Below are 21,020 nucleotides of genomic sequence, written 5' to 3'. Positions count from 1 at the left end.
CACCTACTTTTTCTGTCCTCGCGGCTGGTTGTAGGTAGGCACCGGGCCTGCCTGCGGCTGAGGCGGCACCTGCCCCGAGGGCTGCGTTCCCTCTTCCAAACCCAGGTCGCGCGGAGCGTAGCCATACGGGTTTTGAGGGTCTTTGCCCGCCCGCCAGAGCACCCAAATTCCAACAAATATCAGCGGAATGCTCAGCAGCTGGCCTTGGTTGAACAGGTTGCCATCCTCAAAAGCCACTTGGTTTTCCTTCAGGAATTCGCCCAAAAAGCGCTGCGTAAACAGCAGCACCACAAACAGGCCAAACAACTGCCCGCGCGGCGTGCGCTCCCGGGTGCGGTTCCACATGGAGTAGAGCAGGATGAGCAGAAACACGCAAAACAGCGCCTCGTAGAGCTGCGTAGGGTGGCGCGGCACGGCCACGCCGTTCACCAGGTGTTCAATATCGCGCGGGAAAATGAAGGCCCATGGCACATCAGTGGGCTTGCCCACAATCTCGGAGTTCATCAAATTGCCCATACGAATGCAGGCTCCGCCCAACGCCACCACAATCACAATGCGGTCGAGCACCCACAAGTAATCAAACTTGTTGTTGCGGGCAAACAGCCAGCAGGCCAGCAGAATGCCAATGGTGGCGCCGTGGCTGGCCAAGCCGCCCTGCCAGATGCGGAACACCACCATGGGGTCTTTCACCAGCTCATCGAAGTCATAAAACAGCATGTGGCCCAGGCGGGCGCCCACAATGGTGCCAATCAGCATGTAAATCGTAATGACATCGACCCATTGCGGCGAGGTGCGCTCTGAGCGGTAGATATGCGTAAGCACGAACGTGCCGAGCACGAAGGGCAGCATGAAAAACAGCCCGTACCAGCGCAGCGTTATCGGCCCGAGCTGGGTGCCGAACACCGACCAGGGGCCAAAGGAGTGAATGATGGGGTCGACGTTCCAGTGAATGGCGGCGAGGAAAGGCAGCATGCGAACAAAAGTGAAATGTGGGTTCAAAGGTACTCAGCCGCTTGGGCTTGCCGCCCTGCGCACGAAGCTATGGCGGCTGCGCCAATTGGTTTCGGCAAAGTCAAACGAGATGGAGGGGCACGCCCTGACGCCACAGCGGGCCTGGCGGGCTAGCTAAATCAGCGTTGCAACTGCTGTTGCTGCGGCAGCGGGTGGTTGGGCGTGGTGCTTCCTGAGCCGTCGCCGCTCAGGCTGAAAACCAGCGCGCCCAGCAGCGCGGCATAAGCCGGCCGGCGCAGCCAGCCGGGCAGCAGGTTCTTATCGGCCGAGGCTTTGGCCACGAGGCGGGCCTGCACCCGGCTGTAGAAAAACGGCCGGGGTTGGGCTGCTGGCCGGTGGCGGAGCTGGCGCAACAAGTCGTCCCATGCCGGGTCCGAATCGGGACGAACGGAGGAATTAGCCATGGCGAAAATGAGGTTGCAAGTGATGACGAAGGGTTTTGCGTGCCCGAAACAGCAGCGACTCCACGGCGGGCACGGTGGTATTGAGCACGGCCGCGATTTCCTCGTAGCTCAGCTCCTGCTCGTGGCGCAGGGTGAAGGCCACCTTCTGCTGGTCGGGCAGGCGGGCCAGGTGGGCCAGCAGCAGTCCGAGTTGCTGTTGCCCTTCCAACAGGGCCAGCGGGTGCTCGTGGGTGGGCAGGTCGTGCAGCACTTCGTTGCCGAAGCCCAACAGGCTGGTGAAATAGGCAAACCGTTTTTTAGCCTGGGCCCGCCGCAGATGCTTCAGCGCCCGCGACGTGGCCAACCGGTACAGCCAGGTGCTCAGAGCAGCTTCGCCCCGAAATCGGCCAATGGTTTGGTGCACTTCCACAAACACCTCCTGCGCCACGTCCTCTGCCTCTTCCGGCGACCGAAGCAGCGACAGCACCGTACGGTAGATGCGGTCCTGGTAGCGCTCTACCAACGTTCGGAAAGCAGCCTCGCTGCCCTGCTGCAACTGCGCCACCAATGCAGCCTCGGCCGCAGCCGCTGGACCGTTCAGGCAAGGTGCGGCCAGTGGGTCGCCAGTCAGCAGCAAGGGAAGAGAATAAGCCACAAATGCGGAGCGAAAATGCTGGTGAAGAATTGCCCGGGCAGCAGCTTGAGCAGGAACTACAATGCCTTAGGCCCCATTTGCTTGGCAACCTTGCGCGGATTTCTGCTTTTTTATTTCCGCAACCTAATTCCCTCCCACGCTACACCAGCTCGAGCAGCCCTACAACGCCGCCAGCTCCTCAGCAAATCCGCCGCTAAGAATGGGGAAGCGCAGCCACGAACGCGGGTCCACGTTGTAGTCGTCGAGGTGAAAGCTAGGCGCGTACCGCTCTCGTTTCCACTGGTTGCGGCTCCAGAGCGTGTAGAAGCGGCGCACGAACGTTTTCAGCTCTTCATGGTCGAAGCCGGTGTCTTCGGTTTCCAGCGCGGCCAGCACCTTGCTCGGGCTGCGGCGGTCGTAAAACGCCAGCCGCTCGATGCGGTTGAGCAGCGTGTAGGGCATAAGGTCCCGTTCGTCGGTTTGCTTCTCTTCCAGGGGGCGCAGCTCGGCGGTGGGCTGCAGGGCGTTCACGTGGCGTAGGGCAGCGTAGCCCAGCTCGGTTTCGGCCCAACGCAGCCACTTTTTCACAAAGTCTTTGTCGACGCCCGCAATGGGCGAGATGCTACCGGCCGTGTCGCCATCCATGGTGCAGTAGCCCACGCTGGCCTCCGAGCGGTTCGACGTTGTGATGAGCAAGGCATTCTGCACGTTGGCCAGCAGCCAAATGGCCGGGGCCCGCACCCGCGCCTGGATATTTTGCAGAGCCAAGTCGTCAGTTTTCCAAGTCAAATCGCGCTGCAGCGCGGTTTGAATTTTGCCCACGTAGCCGGCCACTTCTTCATCAATTTCCCAATTATGAAAGCGGGCACCAATGCTGTCGGCCAGCTCCTTGGCAGAATTAAAGGTGTCATCCGACGAGTTCACGGTGCCCTGATAGGCACACGTCAGCAGATGGGACACCAATTCCTGATTGGTGCTAAGGGCTGCCGGGGCCACAGCGTCTTCTTCTGCCACCACTTGGGCTGCTTTGCCGCCGGCTCCCTCCTGCTGTACCACCGTTTCGGCAGCTGCCGGGAAGCAGCCGCTGCGCCGTTTAAACTCTTCTGCGCCCAGCTCCTCTACGCCCAGCCGCACCATTTCGGCCACGCCTACGGCACAGAAGCAGGAGTCGGCCCCGCCGCTCAAGCTCAGCACGAATCCGCGGGTGCGCGACTTGCGCATGTAGTCAAACAGCCCCAGGCTCATGGCCTGGTTCAGCTCTTTGTACTCGTCGGGTTCAGTCAGGGGTACAATGTCGGCCGCAGGCGCCAACTCAGCGTCGAAATTTACATCTATCCACTCCAAATCAACTTCTTTGAAGCTCAACAGCTGGTTGCGCAGCAGCAGATGGCCATTGCGAGCCACCAAAATCTCGCCGTCGTAAATCACACGCCCAGCCTCGTTGCCCAGCAAGTTGGCGTAGAGATAAGTGCAATTGAACGTGCGTGACGCCTTCATCACCAGCTGATAGCGCACATCGGTTTTGCTCATGGCAAAGTGGCTGGCCGAGGGGTTCACAATCAAGTCAACCTTGCCCACCAGACGGCTGGCCGGGCGCACATCATCCGGGTGCCACGCGTCTTCGCATATCTCAAAGCCAAAGCGCACGCCGTTGTGCTCAAAAAGCAAGTCACCCAGCGGCCACTGCTCCCCTTTTAGTTCCACTGTGGTGGTTTCGCCGGCCAGCCAGGGCGTAAAAAACCGGGTTTCGTAGTGTATCCCGTCGTTAGCCAGAAACTGCTTGGCCGCGAAGCCCAGAATCTCACCGTTGCGCAGCACGGCGGCCGTGTTGTAGGTGCGCTTGTGCAGCCGCACCGGCAGGCCCACCATCACGCAGATTCCTTCGGTCCACTGCCGCACCTGCTGCAAATGGGCCAGAGCCGCCTCAGGCATCCAGTCGCTCAAAAACAAGTCTTCGCAGCCGTAGCCAGTCAGGCACAGTTCTGGCAAGCAGAGTAGCTCCACGCCAGTTTCCTTCGCCATCTCAATGGCAATGCGGATGTTGCGAAGGTTGTGCTCCCAGTCGATGGGGATTTGGTTGAGGGCGGCGCCGGCTATTCTCATTAGGTCAGAGGAAGGAGTGTTTTTGTAAATCAACTCCTTTTTAGCTCATCAGGTTGCCCTTTGCCATTCGAAGGCCCCAGAAGCTTTACGAAACGCCCAGCGCCTGCAGCGCCCGGTCAGCCGCCAGCTGCTCCGCCTGCTTCTTGCTCAGCCCCATGCCAGTGGCCACCACTTCCTCATCCAGCAGCACCGTGGCCGTAAACTCCATCATGCCGCCCGGCCGGGCCTCGCCCGTGATGTCGTAGCGCAGGGTTTTGCCCTGGCGCTGGGCCCACTCCACCAGTTTGCTCTTAAAATTGGCCGTGGTAGTGGTCAGAGTGTGCACGTCCACGAAGCCCTTCACCATGCGGGTGAGGACGAATTTGCGGGCTGCCTTATAGCCCAAATCCAGGTACACCGCGCCCACCAGTGCCTCCAGCGCGTTGCCATTCACCGAACGCGAGCGAGCGGCGCGGCCCTGGCCGGCATCCAGCTGCACCAGTTGGTCCAGGCCCAGCTTTAGGGCGATGTTATTCAGGCTTTCGCGGTTCACAATGCGCGAGCGCATTTCCGTCAGGAAGCCTTCCTGCTCGTAGGGGTACTTCTTGAACAGGTATTCTGCCACTACCGTGCCCAGCACGGCATCGCCCAGAAACTCCAGGCGCTCATTGGTTTGGTGGCGGCCCATGGACGGCTGCTGCCGCACCGCCGAGGAGTGCGTGAAAGCCAGCCGGTACAGCTTCACATTGGTTGGCGTGAGCCCCGTGACCGTGCTCACGGCCTGCCGGAATGCCTTATCAGAACCAAAAAACCGAGAAACGAAACCGAGCAAAACGAAGGAGCTAATGCGTAATTGATTATTTATTTGATATCCAACAAGCAAGAACGTCATGCTGAGCTTGTCGAAGCATCTCTATCGCAAAACTAAACCTAATTAGTATCGCAGTAGAGATGCTTCGACAAGCTCAGCATGACGTTCTATGTTTGGTATCGCAAACGAATGCCGCCAAACTACAGCTTGCGGAAAATCACCGAAGTATTGTGGCCGCCAAAACCGAAAGTGTTGCTCATCGCCACACGCACGTCGCGCTCCTGCGCCACATTCGGGGTGAAGTTCAACGCCTGGTTGATTTCCGGGTCGGGCGTGTGCAGGTTGATGGTGGGCGGCACCAGGCCATGGTGCATGGCCAGAATGCTGGCCACCGCCTCTACCCCGCCAGCACCGCCCAGCAAGTGGCCGGTCATGCTTTTGGTGGAAGAGATGTTGATTTTCTCGGCATGCTCGCCAAAAACCTGCTCAATGGCCTTGATTTCGGCACCGTCGCCTAGGGGCGTGCTCGTGCCGTGGGTGTTGATGTAATCCACTTCGGAGGTCTCGATGCCAGCATCGCGCAAGGCGTTATGCATCACCAGCACCACGCCGCTGCCACTGGGGTCGGGCGCCGTAATGTGGTACGCATCCGACGACATGCCGCCGCCAATCAGCTCGGCGTACATCTTGGCACCGCGAGCCTTGGCGTGCTCGTACTCCTCGAGCACCAGCGCACCGGCGCCTTCGCCCAGCACAAAGCCATCACGGTCCTTGTCGTAGGGGCGCGAAGCCGAAGCCGGGTCGTCGTTGCGCTCGCTCATGGCCTTGAGGGCATTGAAGCCACCCACGCCCGATTCGGTAATGGCCGCTTCGGAGCCGCCGGTCACCATCACATCGGCCAGGCCGAGGCGAATGTTGTTGAAGGCCGCAATGATGGAATCGTTCGACGAGGCGCAAGCCGACGTGGTAACGAAGTTGGGCCCGCGAAAACCGTTCTTAATCGAGATGTTGCCCGACGAAGAGTCGGCAATCATACGCGGAATAAAGAAGGGCGAGTAGCGGGGCGTGCCGTCGCCGCGACCGAAGGAAATGCATTCCTCTTGCAGCGACTTCAGGCCACCGATGCCGGAACCCCAAATCACCCCAACCCGGTCTTTATCGACGCCGCTTTCCAGGATGCCGGAATCGGCAATGGCTTCGTCGGCCGCCACCACGCCAAACTGGGTGAAGAGGTCCATCTTGCGATGCTCCTTGCGGTCGAAAAAATTGTCAGGCTCGTAGCCTTTGACTTCGCAGGCGAAGCGGGTTTTGAACTTGGCCGGGTCGAAGCGGGTAATGGCGGCGGCGCCGCTAGTACCCGTACGCAGGCCTTCCCAGTATGCCGGGGCAGTATTGCCCAGCGGTGTGATGGCCCCAAGGCCGGTAACGACAACCCGTCGGATGGACGACATAAGCAAACGCCAATGGCGCGAAATGTGAAGCGGGATAAAACAGCAAAACCGGCCGGCGGCGGGCCGGCCGGTATTTACAGAACTAACTGTTCATTCCGGGCGCAATAAAAAGGTCGGGAGAAATGGTCCGCTCAAATTATGTGCTGCGCTCCGTAACGAGATTTAAACTATTTAGCGTGCTCTTCGAGGTAGCTGATGGCTTGGCCCACGGTGCCGATGTTCTCAGCCTGGTCGTCGGGAATGCTTACGTTGAATTCCTTTTCGAACTCCATAATCAGCTCGACGGTATCCAGCGAGTCAGCACCTAGGTCGTTCGTGAAGCTAGCTTCAGTGGTAACTTCCGAGGCTTCAACGCCCAATTTATCAATAATAATGGCCTTTACTTTTTCTGCGATTTCAGACATTTCCGTGGGGTTTAAGGAAAACTACGGCGCAAAGTAACGAGAGATTTTCCAACTAACCCACGCCCGTGCTTCCGAATTGCGAGTACAAGATTATGGCGGCAGCCCTGGTAGTGGCCCGCTGCAAGCGTTAGCTTTGCCCTTGCCCGCCCGCCGGGTGCCCTACCCGTGGCTATATGAAGACCTTCACCCTCGACGTTGATTACGAGTGCGACTTTGCCCTGTTTGGCTTGGTCAGCAGCACCCGCGACTACACCCTTGCCTGGACCCTCAACCGGGCCCTGCGCCTGCGCCTTGTCAAGCAGCCCGAGCTGCTGCTCAACCTGCTCAGTCGGGGCCGCCTGGTATTCACCCACTACCTGTACGCTACCGAAACGCTTACTTTTCGCCTGCTGCGAAACCGGTCCATTGCGCCCTCTAATTTAAAAAAGCCGTTCTTAGCCCCCGATATCAAGGAGTACGACTATCTGCTGGCCGTTAGTAATGGCAGTGGAGACCTCGCCGACGAAGAATTGATGCAGCAGCTAACAGCACTCGATGCTGTGCAGTACGTATGCCAATTCGACCCCAATTCATTGAAGTACAAGGAAAATTTAATTTTGTAATGGAAAAATAAGCTCCCCTCCTTTTTTCAAGGAGGGGACGCTGGCGCGACGCGCCAGCTGGGGTGGTTACACTCGTTGAATGATGCCCGGACGATACTCCTGCAGCTTGTTCAGGCATCGTTTAACGAACGTAACCACCCCCGTTTGAGCCTTGGCTCAAACATCCCCTCCTTAAAAAAGGAGGGGAGTTTTTTTGTAATCAATCCCTTAATAGATGGAAAACCGTCCCACTTTCAACAAGACCAAAATCGTGGCCACTGTAGGCCCTGCTTCGAATACCTACGAGCGTCTCGGCACGCTCATTCGGGAAGGAGTTGATGTGTTCCGCCTAAATTTCTCGCACGGCTCCTATGAAGACCATCTGTCCGTTATTAACACCGTGCGGCGGCTGAACAAGGACATGCGCACCTCCGTGGGTTTGCTGCAGGACTTGCAGGGGCCAAAAATTCGCCTGGGCGAAGTAGAGGGCGGGGGCGTTGAAATCAAAGCCGGCGACAAAATCAAGCTGGTGTGCGGCGAGAAGGAAATCAGCACGGCTACGCGCCTGAGCACGATTTACCTGGGTTTGGCCCGCGACGTGAAAGCCGGCGACATGATTCTGATTGACGACGGCAAAATCGAGCTCAAGGTGCTAGCCACCGACCGCGACCAGGAAGTAGACGTGGAAGTAATATACGGCGGCCTCGTAAAGCCCCGCAAAGGCATCAACCTTCCCGATTCTGAAGTGTCGGCGCCCTCAATGACTGAAAAGGACATCGAAGACCTACAGTTCGGCATGGACAACGACGTGGATTGGGTGGCGCTCAGCTTTGCCCGCAAAGCTGATGACATCCTGTTCATCAAAAAACTGATTTCCGATGCTGGCAAGAAGACCCGCGTGGTGGCCAAGATTGAAACCCCGGATGGCCTCCGCAACATCGACGAAATCATTGCCGTTACCGACGCCGTGATGGTCGCCCGCGGCGACTTGGGCGTGGAAGTGAAGATGGAGGAAGTGCCGATGGCCCAGAAGATGATTATTGCCAAGTGCAACGCGGCCGGCAAGCCCGTTATCGTGGCTACCCAGATGATGGAAAGCATGATTACGGCCCCGCGCCCCACTCGTGCCGAAACCAGTGACGTCGCCAACGCCGTGCTCGACGGGGCCGATGCCGTAATGCTCTCTGCCGAAACCGCCGTGGGGGCCTACCCCGCCGAGGTAATCCGCTCCATGGTGGGCACCATTTTGAGTGTGGAAAACAATAGCCCCCAGCTATTTCATCATTGGTGGCCCATTGCCCCAACCAGCCCCAACTTCATGGCCGACAGCGTCATCTCAGCGGCCTGCCACCTAGCCAAAAACACGGGTTCGAAAGCCATCACCGGCATGACGCACCACGGCCACACGGCCTTCCAGCTAGCCAAATACCGCCCCAAAGCCAACATCTTTATCTTCACCGACAACCGCCCGCTGCTCACGGCTCTTAGCCTGGTGTGGGGCGTGCGTAGCTTCTACTACGACCGCCTCATCAGCACCGACAGCACTGTGGCCGACATTCGCTACGTTCTGACTACCACCGGCCACCTTGAGGCTGGCGATGTGTTCATCAATACTGGCTCGATGCCGATTCAGGACAAAGGCAAAGCCAACATGGTGAAAGTGAGCGTGGCTTAATTCGGAACCACGGATTTATCGGATGCGACGGATTAGTAGGATTTCGAGGACGATTACTAAAACAAACAAAAGAGGCCACTCATATGAGTGGCCTCTTTCTTGTCAACTGGTAGTCAAATCACAAAAGGACATTTGAATAATCGTTCTCGAAATCCGATTAATCCGGCGAATCCGCGGTTCGGACGCAAAAAGCCCTGCTCTTTTGAAGCAGGGCTTTTGTAAGGAGCGTAGAACCAGACCTTGGGGCGGCGCAGTCTGGCCCTACTAAACTCGTCTCGCACTAAAGCGCGTTGACGAGCTTTGTCAGCTTGCTTTTGTTGTTAGCAGCTTTGTTCTTATGGATGATGTTCTTCTTGGCCAAACGGTCCAACATCGACGACACCTTCTTCAGCAGCTCTTGAGCGGCTGTTTTGTCGGTGGCTTCGCGCAGGCGCTTGATGGCCGTGCGGGTGGATTTGTGCTGGTAACGGTTCAACACGCGCTTGGCTTCGTTGCTGCGGATGCGTTTGAGGGCCGACTTATGGTTTGCCATGAGTTGGAATATATAGGAGCGTTATGCTTGAGTTCTGTGTTTGGGAGGGCAAAGGTACAAACCTGCTCGGTAAAATCAAACCATGTCGGCAAAAATATTGAGGACAAGCAGGATGGAGACACAACGACTCGCTGAGCGCCATGCTTCGCTCCGCCCGGCACGATGCTCATAAGTTGTTTTGCATGTGCGCTCCCAAGCAATTGAGGCCAATAATTAGTATGCATGCCGATTATGTACGAACTTTACTATCTACCCTATTCCAATCATAGCGCTGCTGCTCTATTAAAATTTATGCGCCATGCCTCTGGTATCTAACTCCCGCTATCAGCCGCCGTTCTATTTATTCAACGGCCACCTGCAAACCATCGTGCCCAGCCTCTGGCGCACCGTGCCCGGCGTAGCCTACCAGCGCGAACGGCTGGAACTACCCGACGGTGACTTCCTGAACTTGGACTGGAGCCGCCTGCCCGAAATGCGGCCCACCGATAGCCTGGCCATTGTTTCGCACGGCCTCGAAGGAGATGCCTCTCGCCCTTACATGCGCGGCATGGTGCGCGCCCTCAACCGTGCCGGCCTCGACGCTCTGGCTTGGAATTATCGCAGTTGCGGCGGCGAAATGAACCGCCTGCTCCGCTCCTACCACCTCGGCGATACTGACGACCTGGACTTGGTAGTGCGCCACGCGGTGGCCACCGGGCGCTACCAGCGCGTTTATCTGGTAGGGTTCAGTGCCGGCGGCAACGTGACTTTGAAGTATCTGGGTGAAGAGCCAGCCCGGGTGCCCGCCGAGGTAAAACGAGCCGCCGTGTTCTCTGTCCCGACCGACTTGCAGGCCAGTTCCGTGTATATCAGCCGGCCTCAGAACCAAGTGTACCTGCGCCGCTTTCTGAAGTCGCTGCGGCTGAAAGTGCGGGCCAAGGCGGAGCTGCTGCCGGGCCAAGTAGATTTGGATGGCATAGAAGACCTGCGCGATTTTCAAGAGTTCGACAGCCGCTATACCGCGCCCATGCACGGCTTCGACTCGGCCGATGCCTACTACCAGCATGCCAGCTCAGGGCGCTACTTGAGCGGCATTCAGGTGCCCACGCTGTTGGTAAACGCACAGAACGACCCATTCCTGCCGGCTTCCTGCTTTCCGCGGGAAGTAGCCGCCAATTCTCCGTTTGTGTTTCTGGAAACACCGCCTGAAGGTGGGCACGTGGGCTTCCCTGAAGGCTCGCCCGACGGCGAATACTACTCGGAACGACGAGCCGTGGAGTTTCTCACGGCTGAGGTGCCAGCATAGGCACCTCTGTCATTGCGAGTGCAGCACAGCGAAACGCGGCAATCTGTCCTGGTCTCAGCGCAGACCCCAGTGATGTGACAAGCTCGGGCTCATTTCGGAATCATGGCTGTCGTGCAGAAAAGGGTTTGTCACAATAGAAAGCTTGTCGCTGAGACGAGGACGGATTGCCGCGTTTCGCTGCGCTGCACTCGCAATGACAATCGTTTTACTTAGCCGCGACGAACACCACCTTTTTCGTCTCAAAAAACTCCTCGCTGAAGAAGTCGCTGAGGTTTGTCACCTTGGCTTTGAGGCCAGACTCGGCTACTTCATCGGTTAGGTCGCCGCCTTTTAGGTAGTACAGGCCCGCGCCGGCTGCCCCTTGGGGCTTGTAGCGCTGGGCAATCCAGGGGTGGAAGGTGGCTAGGCGTGCCACAGCGCGGCTTACTACGAAATCAAACTTTTGGCGCACCTGCTCGGCGCGGGTTTGCTCGGCCGTGACATTGTCCAGCCCGAGGGCCGCGGCCATGAACTGCACGGCGCGAATTTTCTTGCCGATGCTGTCGACCAAGTGAAAATGCACTTCCGGGAACATGATGGCCAACGGCAAGCCTGGGAGGCCGCCGCCAGTGCCCACATCGAGCACCGCGCTGCCCTTGGGAAACTTTATTACCTTAGCAATGGCCAGCGAATGCAGCAGGTGGCGCTCCTCGAAGTTTTCCATGTCGGGGCGCGACACGAGGTTGATGGCTTCGTTAGTGGCCCGGAATTCGGTTTCCAGCTGCTTAAAAAGCTGAAGCTGCTTAGTGGTGAGTTCGGGGAAGTAGTGCTGCAGGAGGTTCATGGGTACAAAGTTGCACCTTAAGCTGCTTTCAGCACATCTGTGCCCCTTATGTTGCAGGCAGTTGTTAGCGACTACGCGGCTGATTGATGCGCCAAGCCACGTACATGCCGCCAATGGCGCCCACAGTTACGCCTAGTACCGTGACTACAATGGGCACAAGAACCATAGCGCCCACCACCGCTACAGCCCCCAATGTGGTGAGCCAAACGGGAGCATCAGCTACTGGAGTGGCGTTGCCATTGGGCCCCAAATTAATTATAGCGTACAGCACCAGCCACAAAAAGGCATTGGCTACCACCAAGCCCGGCAGGGTGCCCAGTGCAGCCCCTAGTACGTATCGCGAAGCGGACCGGAAGCGGGTGAACCGCAGCAGAAACCCTCCAAGCAATGAGGTCGCCAGGGCGATGGCGTAGAAAAATAAAATGATGAAATAAACCAAAGGGAGCAGCCTTCTTATTGGGACTACCAAGGTCTACATAAAAAAAGCTCCGATTTACACCGGAGCTTTTTTTCAATTAAATAATCTGTTTGGTGTGCTTCACCATGTCATAGAGCAGCTCGCGGGCGCGGTGCAGCTGGGCTTTCACGGTGCCGAGCGGGGCTTTGAGCTCGGTGGCAATTTCTTCGTAGCTGAGCTCGTCGAAGTAGCGTAGCGACACGAGGCGCTGATATTTGTCGGGCAGGCGCGACACTACGTGGCGCATGATTTCAATCTTCTGGTTGCGCACGGCGTGCTCGGCCGGGTTCAGGTCGTTGTCGCGGAAATCGATGGTGATTTCGTCGCCGTTGTCCACTTTGATGGCGGAATCAATCGACATGGTCTTGATTTTATTCTTACGAATAAAGTCAATGCAGTTGTTCGTGGCAATGCGGAACAGCCAAGTGCTGAAGGCGTACTCGGGGTTGAACTTGTGCAGGTTGCGGAAGGCCTTTGCAAAAGCCTCGATGGTGAGGTCTTCGGCATCGTCCTGGTTGCGCACCATTTTGAGAACCACGTGGTAAACGGGCTTCTTGTAAATCTGCATCAACTCGGCATAGGCCTTCTCGTCGCCGTTGTCCACGGCGGCACGAATCAGCTTAAAGTCGTGCTTGGCTTTAACTGAAAACTGCTTCTGAATATCTTGATTGTTTACTTCCATCGAAGGGTGCGATTAAGGAATAAAGAAATTCCCAAGGCCAGATACTGAAAAAAATAGACTAAGTCTAGCACGGGGAGCAATCCGACGATTACGGACTGCTGGAGGCGCCTGCTTAGGCGGGCATACACGGCACTCACAAACAATGTTCGGAGGGTGCATACGACCGCCAAAGGTATCCAATTGTTTGGGGAAAATACTAGCACCACGACAGCCAAATAGAACAACATATTGGCTGCTAAGAAGGTGCCCACCCGCAAGCGGTCGGCCAATCGATAGGCCCGGCCGGCCGACAAATGCCGACGTTTCTGATGCCACCATACGGCCCACGTGGCGGCGGGTTCGCTTAAAGTGTGGGCGGCGGGGTCGGCCACCACGGCTACCTGCTGGCCTTGGCGTACGGCGTCCTGCACCAGCAGGTCGTCGTCGCCGCTGAGTTGGCGGATATGCGAGGCGTAGCCCTTGGTGGCCGTGAAGCAGGCGCGGGTATAAGCCAGGTTGCGGCCCACGCCCATGTAGGGCCAGCCCCGCCAGGCAAAACTCAGGTACTGGGCCGCGGTGAGCAGGGTTTCGAAGCGGATGAGCTGGTTGAGAAAGCCCGGGGCTTCGGCGTAGGCTGAGAATCCGACGACTAAATCGGCGGCTGGTTTGCGGCCGGCTTGGGCAAAGCCGCGCTGCATCAGTCGGAGCCACTGGTCGGTGGCCGGAATGCAGTCGGCATCGGTGAACAGCATGCGGGGGTACCGGGCCGTTTTCACGCCGAGGGTGAGGGCGTATTTTTTGGGGGCAAACCCGCGGGGGGTGCGGGCCACGCTCACGAGGCGCACCTTTTCGTGGTAGTACTGAGCCAGCTGCTGGGCGTAGAGGTAGGTATCGTCTTCGCTGCGGTCGTCGATGAGGATGACTTCGAAACCGGCGGGGTAGTCCTGCTTCAGCAGCAGGGGCAGCAGGCAGCGCAGATTAGGAAGCTCGTTGCGGGCGCAGACGATGATGGAAACGGGTTCGGTGTCGGGGCCGGGGGCGTCGGCGGGTGCCTCGGGGGCGCGGCCAGCGAAGGGCCAGAAGAAATACGCCGCGTAAAACAGCTGCACCACCACGCTCGCAAGCAGAAGCCAAAAGAAGGGGGACGTGGGTATGGGTAACGGCAACGGCGATGCGGGGTGAGAGAGCCGGCAAAAGTACGGGACGCGGGGCGGGTGGGTATCTTTGTGGTCAGAACTAGCAGAGCGGCGGATTTAATCAGAACGTCATGCAGAGTGCAGTGAAGCATTGCTACTGCTTCGTCTGTCACGACTGTCACTTTCATCTGTCATGCTGAGCTTGCGAAGCACCTTATTGGATTCGAACGATTTGTTCAGCCGTGATAAGGTGCTTCGCAAGCTCAGAATGACAGACGATTGGATTTACTACTACGGTAGGAATTCCCCGCACTGCCTGACGTTCTCCTGCGCTACGTATTTCTCTAGAATGACTTTCGACCTTCTCGCTCAAGACCCCGCCACCAAAGCCCGCGCCGGCCGCCTCGAAACGGCACACGGTGCCATTGAAACGCCCATATTTATGCCCGTGGGCACGGCTGGCACCGTGAAAGCGGTGTCGCAGCACACCCTCAAGGAGGACATCAACGCCCAGATTATTCTCGGCAACACCTACCACCTATACCTGCGCCCGGGCCTCGACGTGCTGCGCGCCGCCGGGGGCTTGCATAAGTTTAATGGCTGGGACCGGCCTATTCTCACCGATAGCGGCGGGTACCAGGTGTATTCGCTCAGCAACACCCGCAAAATCAAGGAAGAGGGCGTCAAATTCCGCTCGCACATCGACGGCAGCCAGCATTTGTTCTCGCCTGAGGGTGTGATGGACATTCAGCGGGTGATTGGGGCCGACATCATCATGGCTTTTGACGAGTGCACGCCCTGGCCCTGCGAGTACGACTACGCCGCCCGCTCCCTGGACATGACGCACCGCTGGCTGCAGCGCTGCATTCAGCGTTTCGACAGCACCGAGGGTCTCTATGGATACCAACAAACGCTTTTCCCCATTGTGCAGGGCAGCACGTTTCGGGATTTGCGCATCAAGTCGGCGGAATTTATTGCGGCCCAGGGGCGCGAGGGCAACGCCATTGGCGGCCTGAGCGTGGGTGAGCCGGCCGAGCTGATGTACGAAATGACTGAGCTGGTCTGCGATATTCTACCCAAGGACAAGCCCCGCTACCTGATGGGCGTGGGCACGCCAGCCGACATCCTGGAAAACATTGCCTTGGGCGTGGACATGTTCGACTGCGTGATGCCAACCCGCAACGCCCGCAACGGTATGCTGTTCACGACGCAGGGCATTATGAACGTGACGAATAAGAAGTGGGCCACCGATTTTTCGCCCATCGACGCCGAACTGGGCGGGCACGCCAGCACGTTCTACTCGCGGGCGTACCTGCGTCATTTGTTCCAGTGCCAGGAAATGCTGGGCCCGCAAATTGCTTCGGCGCACAATCTGGCTTTTTATCTGTGGCTGGTAAAGGAAGCACGCAAGCAAATCGTGGCCGGCACGTTTGGCCCCTGGAAAGACCGGATGGTGAAGCAGGTGATGACCCGGTTGTAAACCAATTAACAATTAGCAGTGAGCAATGAACAATGTTGTTCGGAATTGCTCATTATTAAATGTTCATTGCTCATTGATTGAAAATGAATATCCTCGACAAATACATTATCAAGAAATTTCTCGCCGCGTTTTTCTTCTCGGTGGTTATTCTCGTGTCGGTTATTTGCGTCATTGATTTCACGGAGAAAAACGACGATTTTATCCAGCATAATCTGGGGATGTCGCAGATTATTTTCGGCTATTACGTTTACCTATTTCCCTATTTCGCCAACCTTCTCTCGCCGATTACAATTTTTATTGCCGTCGTTTTTGTGACGGCGCAGCTGGCGGCGCGCACCGAAATTGTGGCCATTCTGGCCAGTGGCGTGAGTTTTAAACGCCTGATGCTGCCTTATGCGGCGGGCGGGGCGGTGGTGGGACTGCTAATATTTGGGCTTATCGGCTGGGTGCTGCCCATTGGCAATAAATCGCGAGTGGCATTTGAGCGCGCTTACATCAAGCTGCCCTACCGATTTCAGGGGCGCAACGTGCACATCAAGATTGGGCCCAAGCACTACGTGTACATGGAGAGCTACGATAATATTAATAATATCGGCTTTCACTTTGCGCTCGAAACCGTGGATGGCACCGTGCTGCGCCGGCGTCTCACCGCTGATGCCATCAACTGGGATTCGACCAAGCAGGTGTGGCGGATGTCGCCGCAGCTGATTCGCTCTTTCCACGGCCCACAAGACGAGAGACTGGAAACCGTGCCGGCCCGCGATACCACGCTGAACCTGTTTCCGAAGGACTTTGCCAGCACTTACCGCTTGGCCGAAACCCTCACCCTGCCCGAGCTAAACGACTACATCAACACCAAAATCGAGCGCGGCGCCGACGACACGCAGCTTTACTTGAGCGAGAAGTACGAGCGATATTCCTACCCTTTCGCCATCGTTATTCTCACGCTAATTGGCGTCATTCTCAGCGCCCGAAAATCGCGGGCCGGTGTGGGCGGGCAAATTGCGCTGGGCTTCGTGCTGGCCTTCGTGTTCATCATTTTTGTGATGCTGAGCCGCAACCTAGCGCAAGTAGGCAGCCTCGACCCATTCATTGCCGCCTGGGTGCCCAGCATGGTTTTTACCGGAATCGGGCTGGCGCTGTACCGCTTCGTGCCGAAATAAAGGGTAAGAGGGTATGGGGGTAAGAGGGTGCGAGTTGCTTTAACCGCACGTTACGTATGGTAGCGCTGCCATTACACCCATGTATCTCCCACCTTTTTACCTCCTGCTCTCCCACCCCATACCCTCCTACCCTTGTTGAAAGACTACCTCAAGCTTCATTTCATTGTGCTCCTGTGGGGCTTCACGGCCATCCTGGGCAAGCTGCTGACGGTGCCGCCGGTGGAACTGGTATTTTGGCGCACGCTGCTAGCCTCGGCCGGACTGGGGCTGTTGCTGGTGGGCCGCCGGGTGACGTGGCGCATTCCGCCGGGGCAGGTGCTACGGCTGCTGGCGGTGGGCTCGCTGGTGGCCGCGCACTGGATTACTTTCTTCCTAGCAGCGCGGCTGTCGTCGGTGAGTGTGTGCCTGGCGGGCCTGGCCACGCTGGCCCTGTGGACCTCGCTGCTCGAGCCGCTGCTGCTGTGGCGGCGCGTGCGGGGGTACGAGGTGGGCCTGGGCCTCATCACCATGGTGGGCCTGTACCTAGTGAGCCAGGCTGAGCTCGACCAACTGCTGGGCCTGGGCGTGGCGGTGGTTTCGGCGGGGCTTTCGGCACTGTTCAGCGTGCTCAATGCCAAGCTGGTGAAAGCCCACCCGCCGCTGCGGCTTACTTTTTATGAGATGTTGGGGGCGTGTGTGAGCATTGCCATTTTCTTTCCAGTATACAGCCACTTTTTCACGCAGGGCCAAGGGCTACAGCTGGCCTGGCACGGCTACGACTGGCTGTGGCTGGCAATACTGGCCGGCGTATGCACGGTGTACGCATTCTCGGCTTCGGTTGAGCTGATGAAGCGTATCTCGGCTTTCGCCGTGAACCTGACCACTAACCTGGAGCCGGTTTACGGCATTGCCATGGCAGTAGCCATTTATTGGCTGCACACGAAGGGCCTGCTGCACGCGCCGCAATTCAACCAGGAACGCATGTCTACTGGCTTTTACTTGGGCACGCTGCTCATCCTATTCAGCGTGCTTATTCATCCATTAGTGGCACGGCTGGTAAAAGACAAAGAGCCCGAGCATGTGCCAGTTATCCCGGTCTAAAGCACCCCGTGCCACACAGTGTACGTAGCCGGCCATTCCAAATGCGGCACAGCTACCGAGGCCGGCCAAAGCCCATAAACGGCCGAGCCCGAGCCCGACAGGCTGGCATAAGCGGCCCCAGCAGCGTAGAGCTGCTGCTTGATTTCGGCCAGCACGGGGTAGGCAGGCGCCAGCGACTTTTCAAAGTCGTTGCTCACCGTGTCGCGCCACGTTTCCAAGGGCTGGGCCAAAGCAGCGCGCAGCGCGTGGGCCGGCGCCTGCGGCGTGATGCGTGCAAAGGCTTCGGGGGTGCTGATGTGCAGGTTTGGGTAAACTACTAGGCAGCCGGTACCCGTCAGGTTCAAGTCGATTTCCTGAAAAACGTCGCCTCGCTCCATGGCCAGCACGGGCTTGTTTTGAATGAAAAAGGCACAGTCGGAGCCCAGCTGACGCGCGTAGCTTTCAAGGGTTTCAACAGAGATACCTAAGCTAAACAGCTCATTTGTCGCCTTCAGGGCAAACGCGGCGTCGGCTGAGCCACCGCCCAGGCCGGCTCCAATGGGCACTATTTTGTGCAGGTAGATTTGGGCGGGTGGCAGCTGCGGGAAGTCGGCTTGCAGCAGCTCGTAGGCGCGCACGCAAAGATTGGTGGCTGGGTTGCCGGGAATGGGGCGCCCGGTGAGCGTGATGCTCGTTGGCTGGCCGGCTGGGGCAGGCAATATCTCCAGCGCATCGGTCCAGGGCAAGGGTAAAAACACTGATTCTACGTTGTGGAAGCCATCGGGGCGGCGTTCCGTGACGTAGAGGCCGAGGTTGAGTTTGGCGTTGGGGAAAACGAGCATGGGCAGGAGGCAGGCCAAAGCCTGCGCCACAAAGTTACTTTTGCACCGTGTCCGCTCCCGATTCTTTTTATGCCCGGCATGGCAAGCGCCTACTCGACGTGACCATTGCCCTGCCCCTGCTGGTGCTGGCCCTGCCGCTGCTGGCCGGTGCGGCGGCATTGGCTGCAGTACAGAATCGCGGCCGGGTGTTGTTCCGGCAGCAACGGCCGGGCTGGCACGGGCGGCTATTCACGCTGTATAAGATTCAAACCATGACCGACGCGCGCGACGACGCCGGCCACCTGCTGCCCGACGCCGACCGTCTGCCCGCCCTGGGCCGCTGGCTGCGCACTACGTCCCTCGACGAACTGCCTCAGCTCTGGAACATTTTGCGCGGCGACCTGAGCCTGGTGGGCCCGCGCCCGCTGCTGCCCGAATACCTGCCGCTGTATTCGCCCAAGCAGGCCCGTCGGCACGAGGTTCGGCCCGGCCTCACGGGCTGGGCGCAGGTAAACGGCCGCAATGCCATTTCCTGGGAAGAAAAATTTACCTACGACGTCTGGTACGTCGATAATATCTCGTGGCGGCTGGATATGAACATCTTGTGGCGCACAGCCGGGCGGGTGCTGCGCGGCAGCGGCATAACCGCCCCCGGGCAGGCCACCACGGTCGCTTTCCGCGGTAGTGTCCCTCCCTCTGTTTCCCCGTAGATTGCCTTATGACCACGTTGTTTTTCTCCGAATACGAAGAAACCGAACCCGGTGTGCCCCTTGTGATTTTCGGCGCAGGGGGCTTGGGCCGCGAAGTGCTGTTGTTGATTCAGCAGCTAAACGCCGTGCACCCAAGTTGGGACGTGCGCGGCTTTTATGACGACCAGGCACCAGCCACGCCCACCGTGGCGGGCCTCCCCTACCTGGGCAGCAGCGCCGACCTTAACGCCACCTCCGAGCCCCTGGCCGTGGCCGTGGCCGTGGGCAGCCCCGTTGGCCGGGCCGCGGTGGTGAGCCGGCTAACATCGTCGCAGCTCTCGTTCCCAGTGCTGGTGCATCCCGCGGTGGCGTTGGGCTCGCAGCAGCGCATTACGTTGGGCCAAGGCAGCATTGTGCAGCAGGGCTGCCTCCTGACGTGCGATATCACCCTAGGTCGGTTTGTGCTCCTGAACCTGGGCTGCACCGTTGGCCACGACGCCGTGCTCGAAGATTTTGCCTCGCTGATGCCGCACGCCAACGTGAGCGGCGGCGCGCACCTGGGCGCGGGCTGCTACCTCGGCACCAATGCCACCGTCATTCAGGGGGTGCGCATCGGGGAAAACACCATTTTAGGGGCCGGCGCAGTTGCCGTGCGCGACCTTCCTGCCAACATCACGGCCGTGGGCGTACCGGCTAAGTCCATCAAAAAAGTAAATGCGTAGCCAAGACCACGACCGCCTCTTTCTCTCCCCGCCCCACCTGGGCCGGCACGAGATGAACTATGTGCACAAGGCGATTGAGGACAACTGGGTGGCTCCGGCCGGACCAAACCTAACCGGCTTTGAAGCCGACATCTGTGAAGCCACCGGCGTGGCGCACTGCGTGGCGTTGTCGTCGGGCACGGCGGCCATTCACCTAGGGCTGATTCTGCTAGGCGTGGGCCCCGGCGATGAGGTGCTCTGCCCTTCGTTCACCTTCGTGGCCACGGCCAACCCCATCCTTTACCTGGGCGCTACGCCCGTTTTCGTCGATAGTGAGCCCGACACTTGGAACATTTGCCCCGAGCGTCTGCGCGAAGCCGTTGTGGACCGCATTGCCAAAGGAAAAAAGCCCAAGGCCCTCATTCTGGTACATCTGTACGGCATGCCCGCCCGCCTGCCAGAAATACTGGCCCTGGCGGCCGAATACGAGCTGCCGATACTGGAAGACGCAGCCGAAGCCCTGGGCTCCCGTTTCAATAAGCAGCCGCTGGGCAGCTTTGGTACAGTCGGAGTGTTCTCCTTTAACGGCAACAAAATACTGACGACCAGCGGTGGCGGCGCCTTGGTCACCAACGACGCGGAGCTAGCCAAAAAAACCCGCTTCCTGGCTACCCAGGCCAAGGACGAGGCTCCCCACTACCAGCACTCGCAGGTTGGCTACAACTACCGCCTGAGCAATATTCTGGCGGGCATTGGCCGCGGCCAAATGGGGCTGCTGGAAGACCGGGTGAAAAAGCGCCGCGAAATATTTTCCTGGTACCAGGAAAACCTGGCTCGCCTGCCCGGCCTCAGCGTGGCCCTGGCGCCAGAGCCCGCAGGCAGCTGCTCGAACCGCTGGCTCACCACCATTCTGCTAAAACCTGCTGACCCGGATGCTACCCCCGGCACCGCGCTTGTCACGCCCGAAACCGTGCGCCGCCAGCTGGAAACCCACAACATCGAATGCCGGCCACTCTGGAAGCCGCTGCACCTGCAGCCGCTTTTTCAGGCGGCCCCCATGTACGGCGGCGAGGTGTGCGCCGACTTATTTACCCGGGGCCTTTGCCTGCCCAGCGGTACCGCCATGACCGACGTGGAACTGCGGCGCGTGGCCGAGGCGCTGGCCGAATGCTTTTGAGGAA

General features: G+C 58.5%; 22 protein-coding genes. 9 read left to right on the top strand and 13 right to left on the bottom strand.

Translation table 11 applies throughout. The annotated features are described in order from the left end of the window. Positions 1–3: 3 nt before the first annotated feature. The 7 genes from lgt to BMZ66_RS16155 form a co-directional block, all read right to left on the bottom strand. Positions 4–972 (bottom strand): prolipoprotein diacylglyceryl transferase, encoded by a 969-nt coding sequence (gene lgt, locus BMZ66_RS16185; RefSeq protein WP_092675895.1) that lies wholly within the window; start codon positions 970–972, stop codon positions 4–6. Positions 973–1,130: 158 nt separating this feature from the next. Beyond that, positions 1,131–1,415 carry a hypothetical protein gene (locus BMZ66_RS16180; RefSeq protein WP_092675892.1) on the bottom strand — a complete coding sequence of 95 codons (285 nt, stop codon included), beginning with the start codon at positions 1,413–1,415 and terminating at the stop codon, positions 1,131–1,133. Continuing rightward, positions 1,408–2,049 carry an RNA polymerase sigma factor gene (locus BMZ66_RS16175; RefSeq protein ID WP_234795124.1) on the bottom strand — a complete coding sequence of 214 codons (642 nt, stop codon included), beginning with the start codon at positions 2,047–2,049 and terminating at the stop codon, positions 1,408–1,410. Before BMZ66_RS16175 ends, BMZ66_RS16180 begins: the two co-directional genes overlap by 8 nt. A 159-nt stretch (positions 2,050–2,208) precedes the next feature. Further along, complete coding sequence (gene nadE, locus BMZ66_RS16170; RefSeq protein ID WP_092675889.1) at positions 2,209–4,131, bottom strand: NAD(+) synthase; 1,923 nt, start codon at positions 4,129–4,131, stop codon at positions 2,209–2,211. Between the two features lie 85 nt (positions 4,132–4,216). After that, positions 4,217–4,942: a ribonuclease III gene (gene rnc, locus BMZ66_RS16165; RefSeq protein ID WP_234795123.1), complete on the bottom strand. Its 726-nt coding sequence runs from the start codon at positions 4,940–4,942 to the stop codon at positions 4,217–4,219. Positions 4,943–5,121: 179 nt separating this feature from the next. Beyond that, positions 5,122–6,372, bottom strand: coding sequence for a beta-ketoacyl-ACP synthase II (gene fabF, locus BMZ66_RS16160; RefSeq protein WP_092675882.1), 1,251 nt, complete (start codon positions 6,370–6,372; stop codon positions 5,122–5,124). 167 nt (positions 6,373–6,539) lie between these two features. Next, positions 6,540–6,776, bottom strand: coding sequence for an acyl carrier protein (locus BMZ66_RS16155; protein ID WP_035564218.1), 237 nt, complete (start codon positions 6,774–6,776; stop codon positions 6,540–6,542). Between the two features lie 173 nt (positions 6,777–6,949). On the opposite strand from BMZ66_RS16155, the gene BMZ66_RS16150 reads away from it, so the two are divergent. After that, positions 6,950–7,378 (top strand): IPExxxVDY family protein, encoded by a 429-nt coding sequence (locus tag BMZ66_RS16150; RefSeq protein WP_092675879.1) that lies wholly within the window; start codon positions 6,950–6,952, stop codon positions 7,376–7,378. A gap of 214 nt (positions 7,379–7,592) precedes the next feature. Beyond that, positions 7,593–9,032 (top strand): pyruvate kinase, encoded by a 1,440-nt coding sequence (pyk, locus tag BMZ66_RS16145; RefSeq protein WP_092675876.1) that lies wholly within the window; start codon positions 7,593–7,595, stop codon positions 9,030–9,032. A 280-nt stretch (positions 9,033–9,312) separates the two neighbouring features. Here pyk and rpsT read toward each other — a convergent pair whose 3' ends face one another. After that, complete coding sequence (gene rpsT / locus BMZ66_RS16140) at positions 9,313–9,564, bottom strand: 30S ribosomal protein S20 (RefSeq protein WP_046245794.1); 252 nt, start codon at positions 9,562–9,564, stop codon at positions 9,313–9,315. A 298-nt stretch (positions 9,565–9,862) separates the two neighbouring features. Here rpsT and BMZ66_RS16135 point away from each other — a divergent pair, with 298 nt between their 5' ends. Next, a complete protein-coding gene (locus BMZ66_RS16135) occupies positions 9,863–10,849 on the top strand; it encodes a YheT family hydrolase (RefSeq protein ID WP_092675873.1) in 987 nt (328 codons plus the stop codon). 205 nt (positions 10,850–11,054) lie between these two features. Here the strand turns inward: BMZ66_RS16135 and rsmG are convergent, their stop codons facing one another. The 4 genes from rsmG to BMZ66_RS16115 form a co-directional block, all read right to left on the bottom strand. Then, positions 11,055–11,672: a 16S rRNA (guanine(527)-N(7))-methyltransferase RsmG gene (gene rsmG / locus BMZ66_RS16130; RefSeq protein ID WP_092675870.1), complete on the bottom strand. Its 618-nt coding sequence runs from the start codon at positions 11,670–11,672 to the stop codon at positions 11,055–11,057. Between the two features lie 64 nt (positions 11,673–11,736). Beyond that, complete coding sequence (locus BMZ66_RS16125) at positions 11,737–12,111, bottom strand: hypothetical protein (protein WP_092675868.1); 375 nt, start codon at positions 12,109–12,111, stop codon at positions 11,737–11,739. Positions 12,112–12,187: 76 nt separating this feature from the next. Then, positions 12,188–12,811, bottom strand: coding sequence for an RNA polymerase sigma factor (locus BMZ66_RS16120; RefSeq protein WP_092675865.1), 624 nt, complete (start codon positions 12,809–12,811; stop codon positions 12,188–12,190). Next, positions 12,802–13,956, bottom strand: coding sequence for a glycosyltransferase (locus BMZ66_RS16115; protein ID WP_177204761.1), 1,155 nt, complete (start codon positions 13,954–13,956; stop codon positions 12,802–12,804). The genes BMZ66_RS16120 and BMZ66_RS16115 overlap by 10 nt, the downstream gene beginning before the upstream one ends. A 319-nt stretch (positions 13,957–14,275) precedes the next feature. Here BMZ66_RS16115 and tgt point away from each other — a divergent pair, with 319 nt between their 5' ends. From tgt to BMZ66_RS16100, 3 genes are all read left to right on the top strand, one after another. Further along, complete coding sequence (tgt, locus tag BMZ66_RS16110; RefSeq protein WP_092675858.1) at positions 14,276–15,406, top strand: tRNA guanosine(34) transglycosylase Tgt; 1,131 nt, start codon at positions 14,276–14,278, stop codon at positions 15,404–15,406. 83 nt (positions 15,407–15,489) lie between these two features. After that, positions 15,490–16,569: an LptF/LptG family permease gene (locus BMZ66_RS16105; RefSeq protein WP_092675855.1), complete on the top strand. Its 1,080-nt coding sequence runs from the start codon at positions 15,490–15,492 to the stop codon at positions 16,567–16,569. A 132-nt stretch (positions 16,570–16,701) separates the two neighbouring features. Next, positions 16,702–17,649, top strand: a complete 948-nt coding sequence (locus BMZ66_RS16100; protein WP_369407600.1) for a DMT family transporter — start codon at positions 16,702–16,704, stop codon at positions 17,647–17,649. Here BMZ66_RS16100 and ispE read toward each other — a convergent pair. Beyond that, positions 17,646–18,470, bottom strand: coding sequence for a 4-(cytidine 5'-diphospho)-2-C-methyl-D-erythritol kinase (gene ispE, locus BMZ66_RS16095; protein ID WP_092676182.1), 825 nt, complete (start codon positions 18,468–18,470; stop codon positions 17,646–17,648). The genes BMZ66_RS16100 and ispE overlap by 4 nt on opposite strands. Before the next feature lie 47 nt (positions 18,471–18,517). On the opposite strand from ispE, the gene BMZ66_RS16090 reads away from it, so the two are divergent. From BMZ66_RS16090 to BMZ66_RS16080, 3 genes are read left to right on the top strand one after another with little or no spacing between them, the layout of a single operon-like run. After that, on the top strand, positions 18,518–19,159 hold the full coding sequence (locus BMZ66_RS16090; RefSeq protein WP_092675852.1) for a sugar transferase: 642 nt from the start codon (positions 18,518–18,520) through the stop codon (positions 19,157–19,159). Between the two features lie 8 nt (positions 19,160–19,167). Then, positions 19,168–19,860, top strand: coding sequence for an acetyltransferase (locus BMZ66_RS16085; RefSeq protein WP_092675850.1), 693 nt, complete (start codon positions 19,168–19,170; stop codon positions 19,858–19,860). Beyond that, positions 19,853–21,016, top strand: a complete 1,164-nt coding sequence (locus tag BMZ66_RS16080; protein WP_092675847.1) for a DegT/DnrJ/EryC1/StrS family aminotransferase — start codon at positions 19,853–19,855, stop codon at positions 21,014–21,016. Before BMZ66_RS16085 ends, BMZ66_RS16080 begins: the two co-directional genes overlap by 8 nt. Positions 21,017–21,020: the final 4 nt, after the last annotated feature.

This window comes from Hymenobacter arizonensis (assembly GCF_900115775.1).
Taxonomy (GTDB): Bacteria; Bacteroidota; Bacteroidia; order Cytophagales; family Hymenobacteraceae; genus Hymenobacter; species Hymenobacter arizonensis.
This window is presented reverse-complemented; position numbering and strand designations above follow the sequence as displayed.

Excerpts from the sequence above, each read along its gene's own strand:
- lgt (WP_092675895.1), bottom strand. The coding sequence starts at position 972 with ATGCTGCCTTTCCTCGCCGCCATTCACTGGAACGTCGACCCCATCATT.
- BMZ66_RS16180 (WP_092675892.1), bottom strand. The coding sequence starts at position 1,415 with ATGGCTAATTCCTCCGTTCGTCCCGATTCGGACCCGGCATGGGACGAC.
- nadE (WP_092675889.1), bottom strand. The coding sequence starts at position 4,131 with ATGAGAATAGCCGGCGCCGCCCTCAACCAAATCCCCATCGACTGGGAG.
- fabF (WP_092675882.1), bottom strand. The coding sequence starts at position 6,372 with ATGTCGTCCATCCGACGGGTTGTCGTTACCGGCCTTGGGGCCATCACA.
- BMZ66_RS16155 (WP_035564218.1), bottom strand. The coding sequence starts at position 6,776 with ATGTCTGAAATCGCAGAAAAAGTAAAGGCCATTATTATTGATAAATTG.
- BMZ66_RS16150 (WP_092675879.1), top strand. The coding sequence starts at position 6,950 with ATGAAGACCTTCACCCTCGACGTTGATTACGAGTGCGACTTTGCCCTG.
- pyk (WP_092675876.1), top strand. The coding sequence starts at position 7,593 with ATGGAAAACCGTCCCACTTTCAACAAGACCAAAATCGTGGCCACTGTA.
- rpsT (WP_046245794.1), bottom strand. The coding sequence starts at position 9,564 with ATGGCAAACCATAAGTCGGCCCTCAAACGCATCCGCAGCAACGAAGCC.
- BMZ66_RS16135 (WP_092675873.1), top strand. The coding sequence starts at position 9,863 with ATGCCTCTGGTATCTAACTCCCGCTATCAGCCGCCGTTCTATTTATTC.
- rsmG (WP_092675870.1), bottom strand. The coding sequence starts at position 11,672 with ATGAACCTCCTGCAGCACTACTTCCCCGAACTCACCACTAAGCAGCTT.
- BMZ66_RS16120 (WP_092675865.1), bottom strand. The coding sequence starts at position 12,811 with ATGGAAGTAAACAATCAAGATATTCAGAAGCAGTTTTCAGTTAAAGCC.
- tgt (WP_092675858.1), top strand. The coding sequence starts at position 14,276 with ATGACTTTCGACCTTCTCGCTCAAGACCCCGCCACCAAAGCCCGCGCC.
- BMZ66_RS16105 (WP_092675855.1), top strand. The coding sequence starts at position 15,490 with ATGAATATCCTCGACAAATACATTATCAAGAAATTTCTCGCCGCGTTT.
- ispE (WP_092676182.1), bottom strand. The coding sequence starts at position 18,470 with ATGCTCGTTTTCCCCAACGCCAAACTCAACCTCGGCCTCTACGTCACG.
- BMZ66_RS16085 (WP_092675850.1), top strand. The coding sequence starts at position 19,168 with ATGACCACGTTGTTTTTCTCCGAATACGAAGAAACCGAACCCGGTGTG.
- BMZ66_RS16080 (WP_092675847.1), top strand. The coding sequence starts at position 19,853 with ATGCGTAGCCAAGACCACGACCGCCTCTTTCTCTCCCCGCCCCACCTG.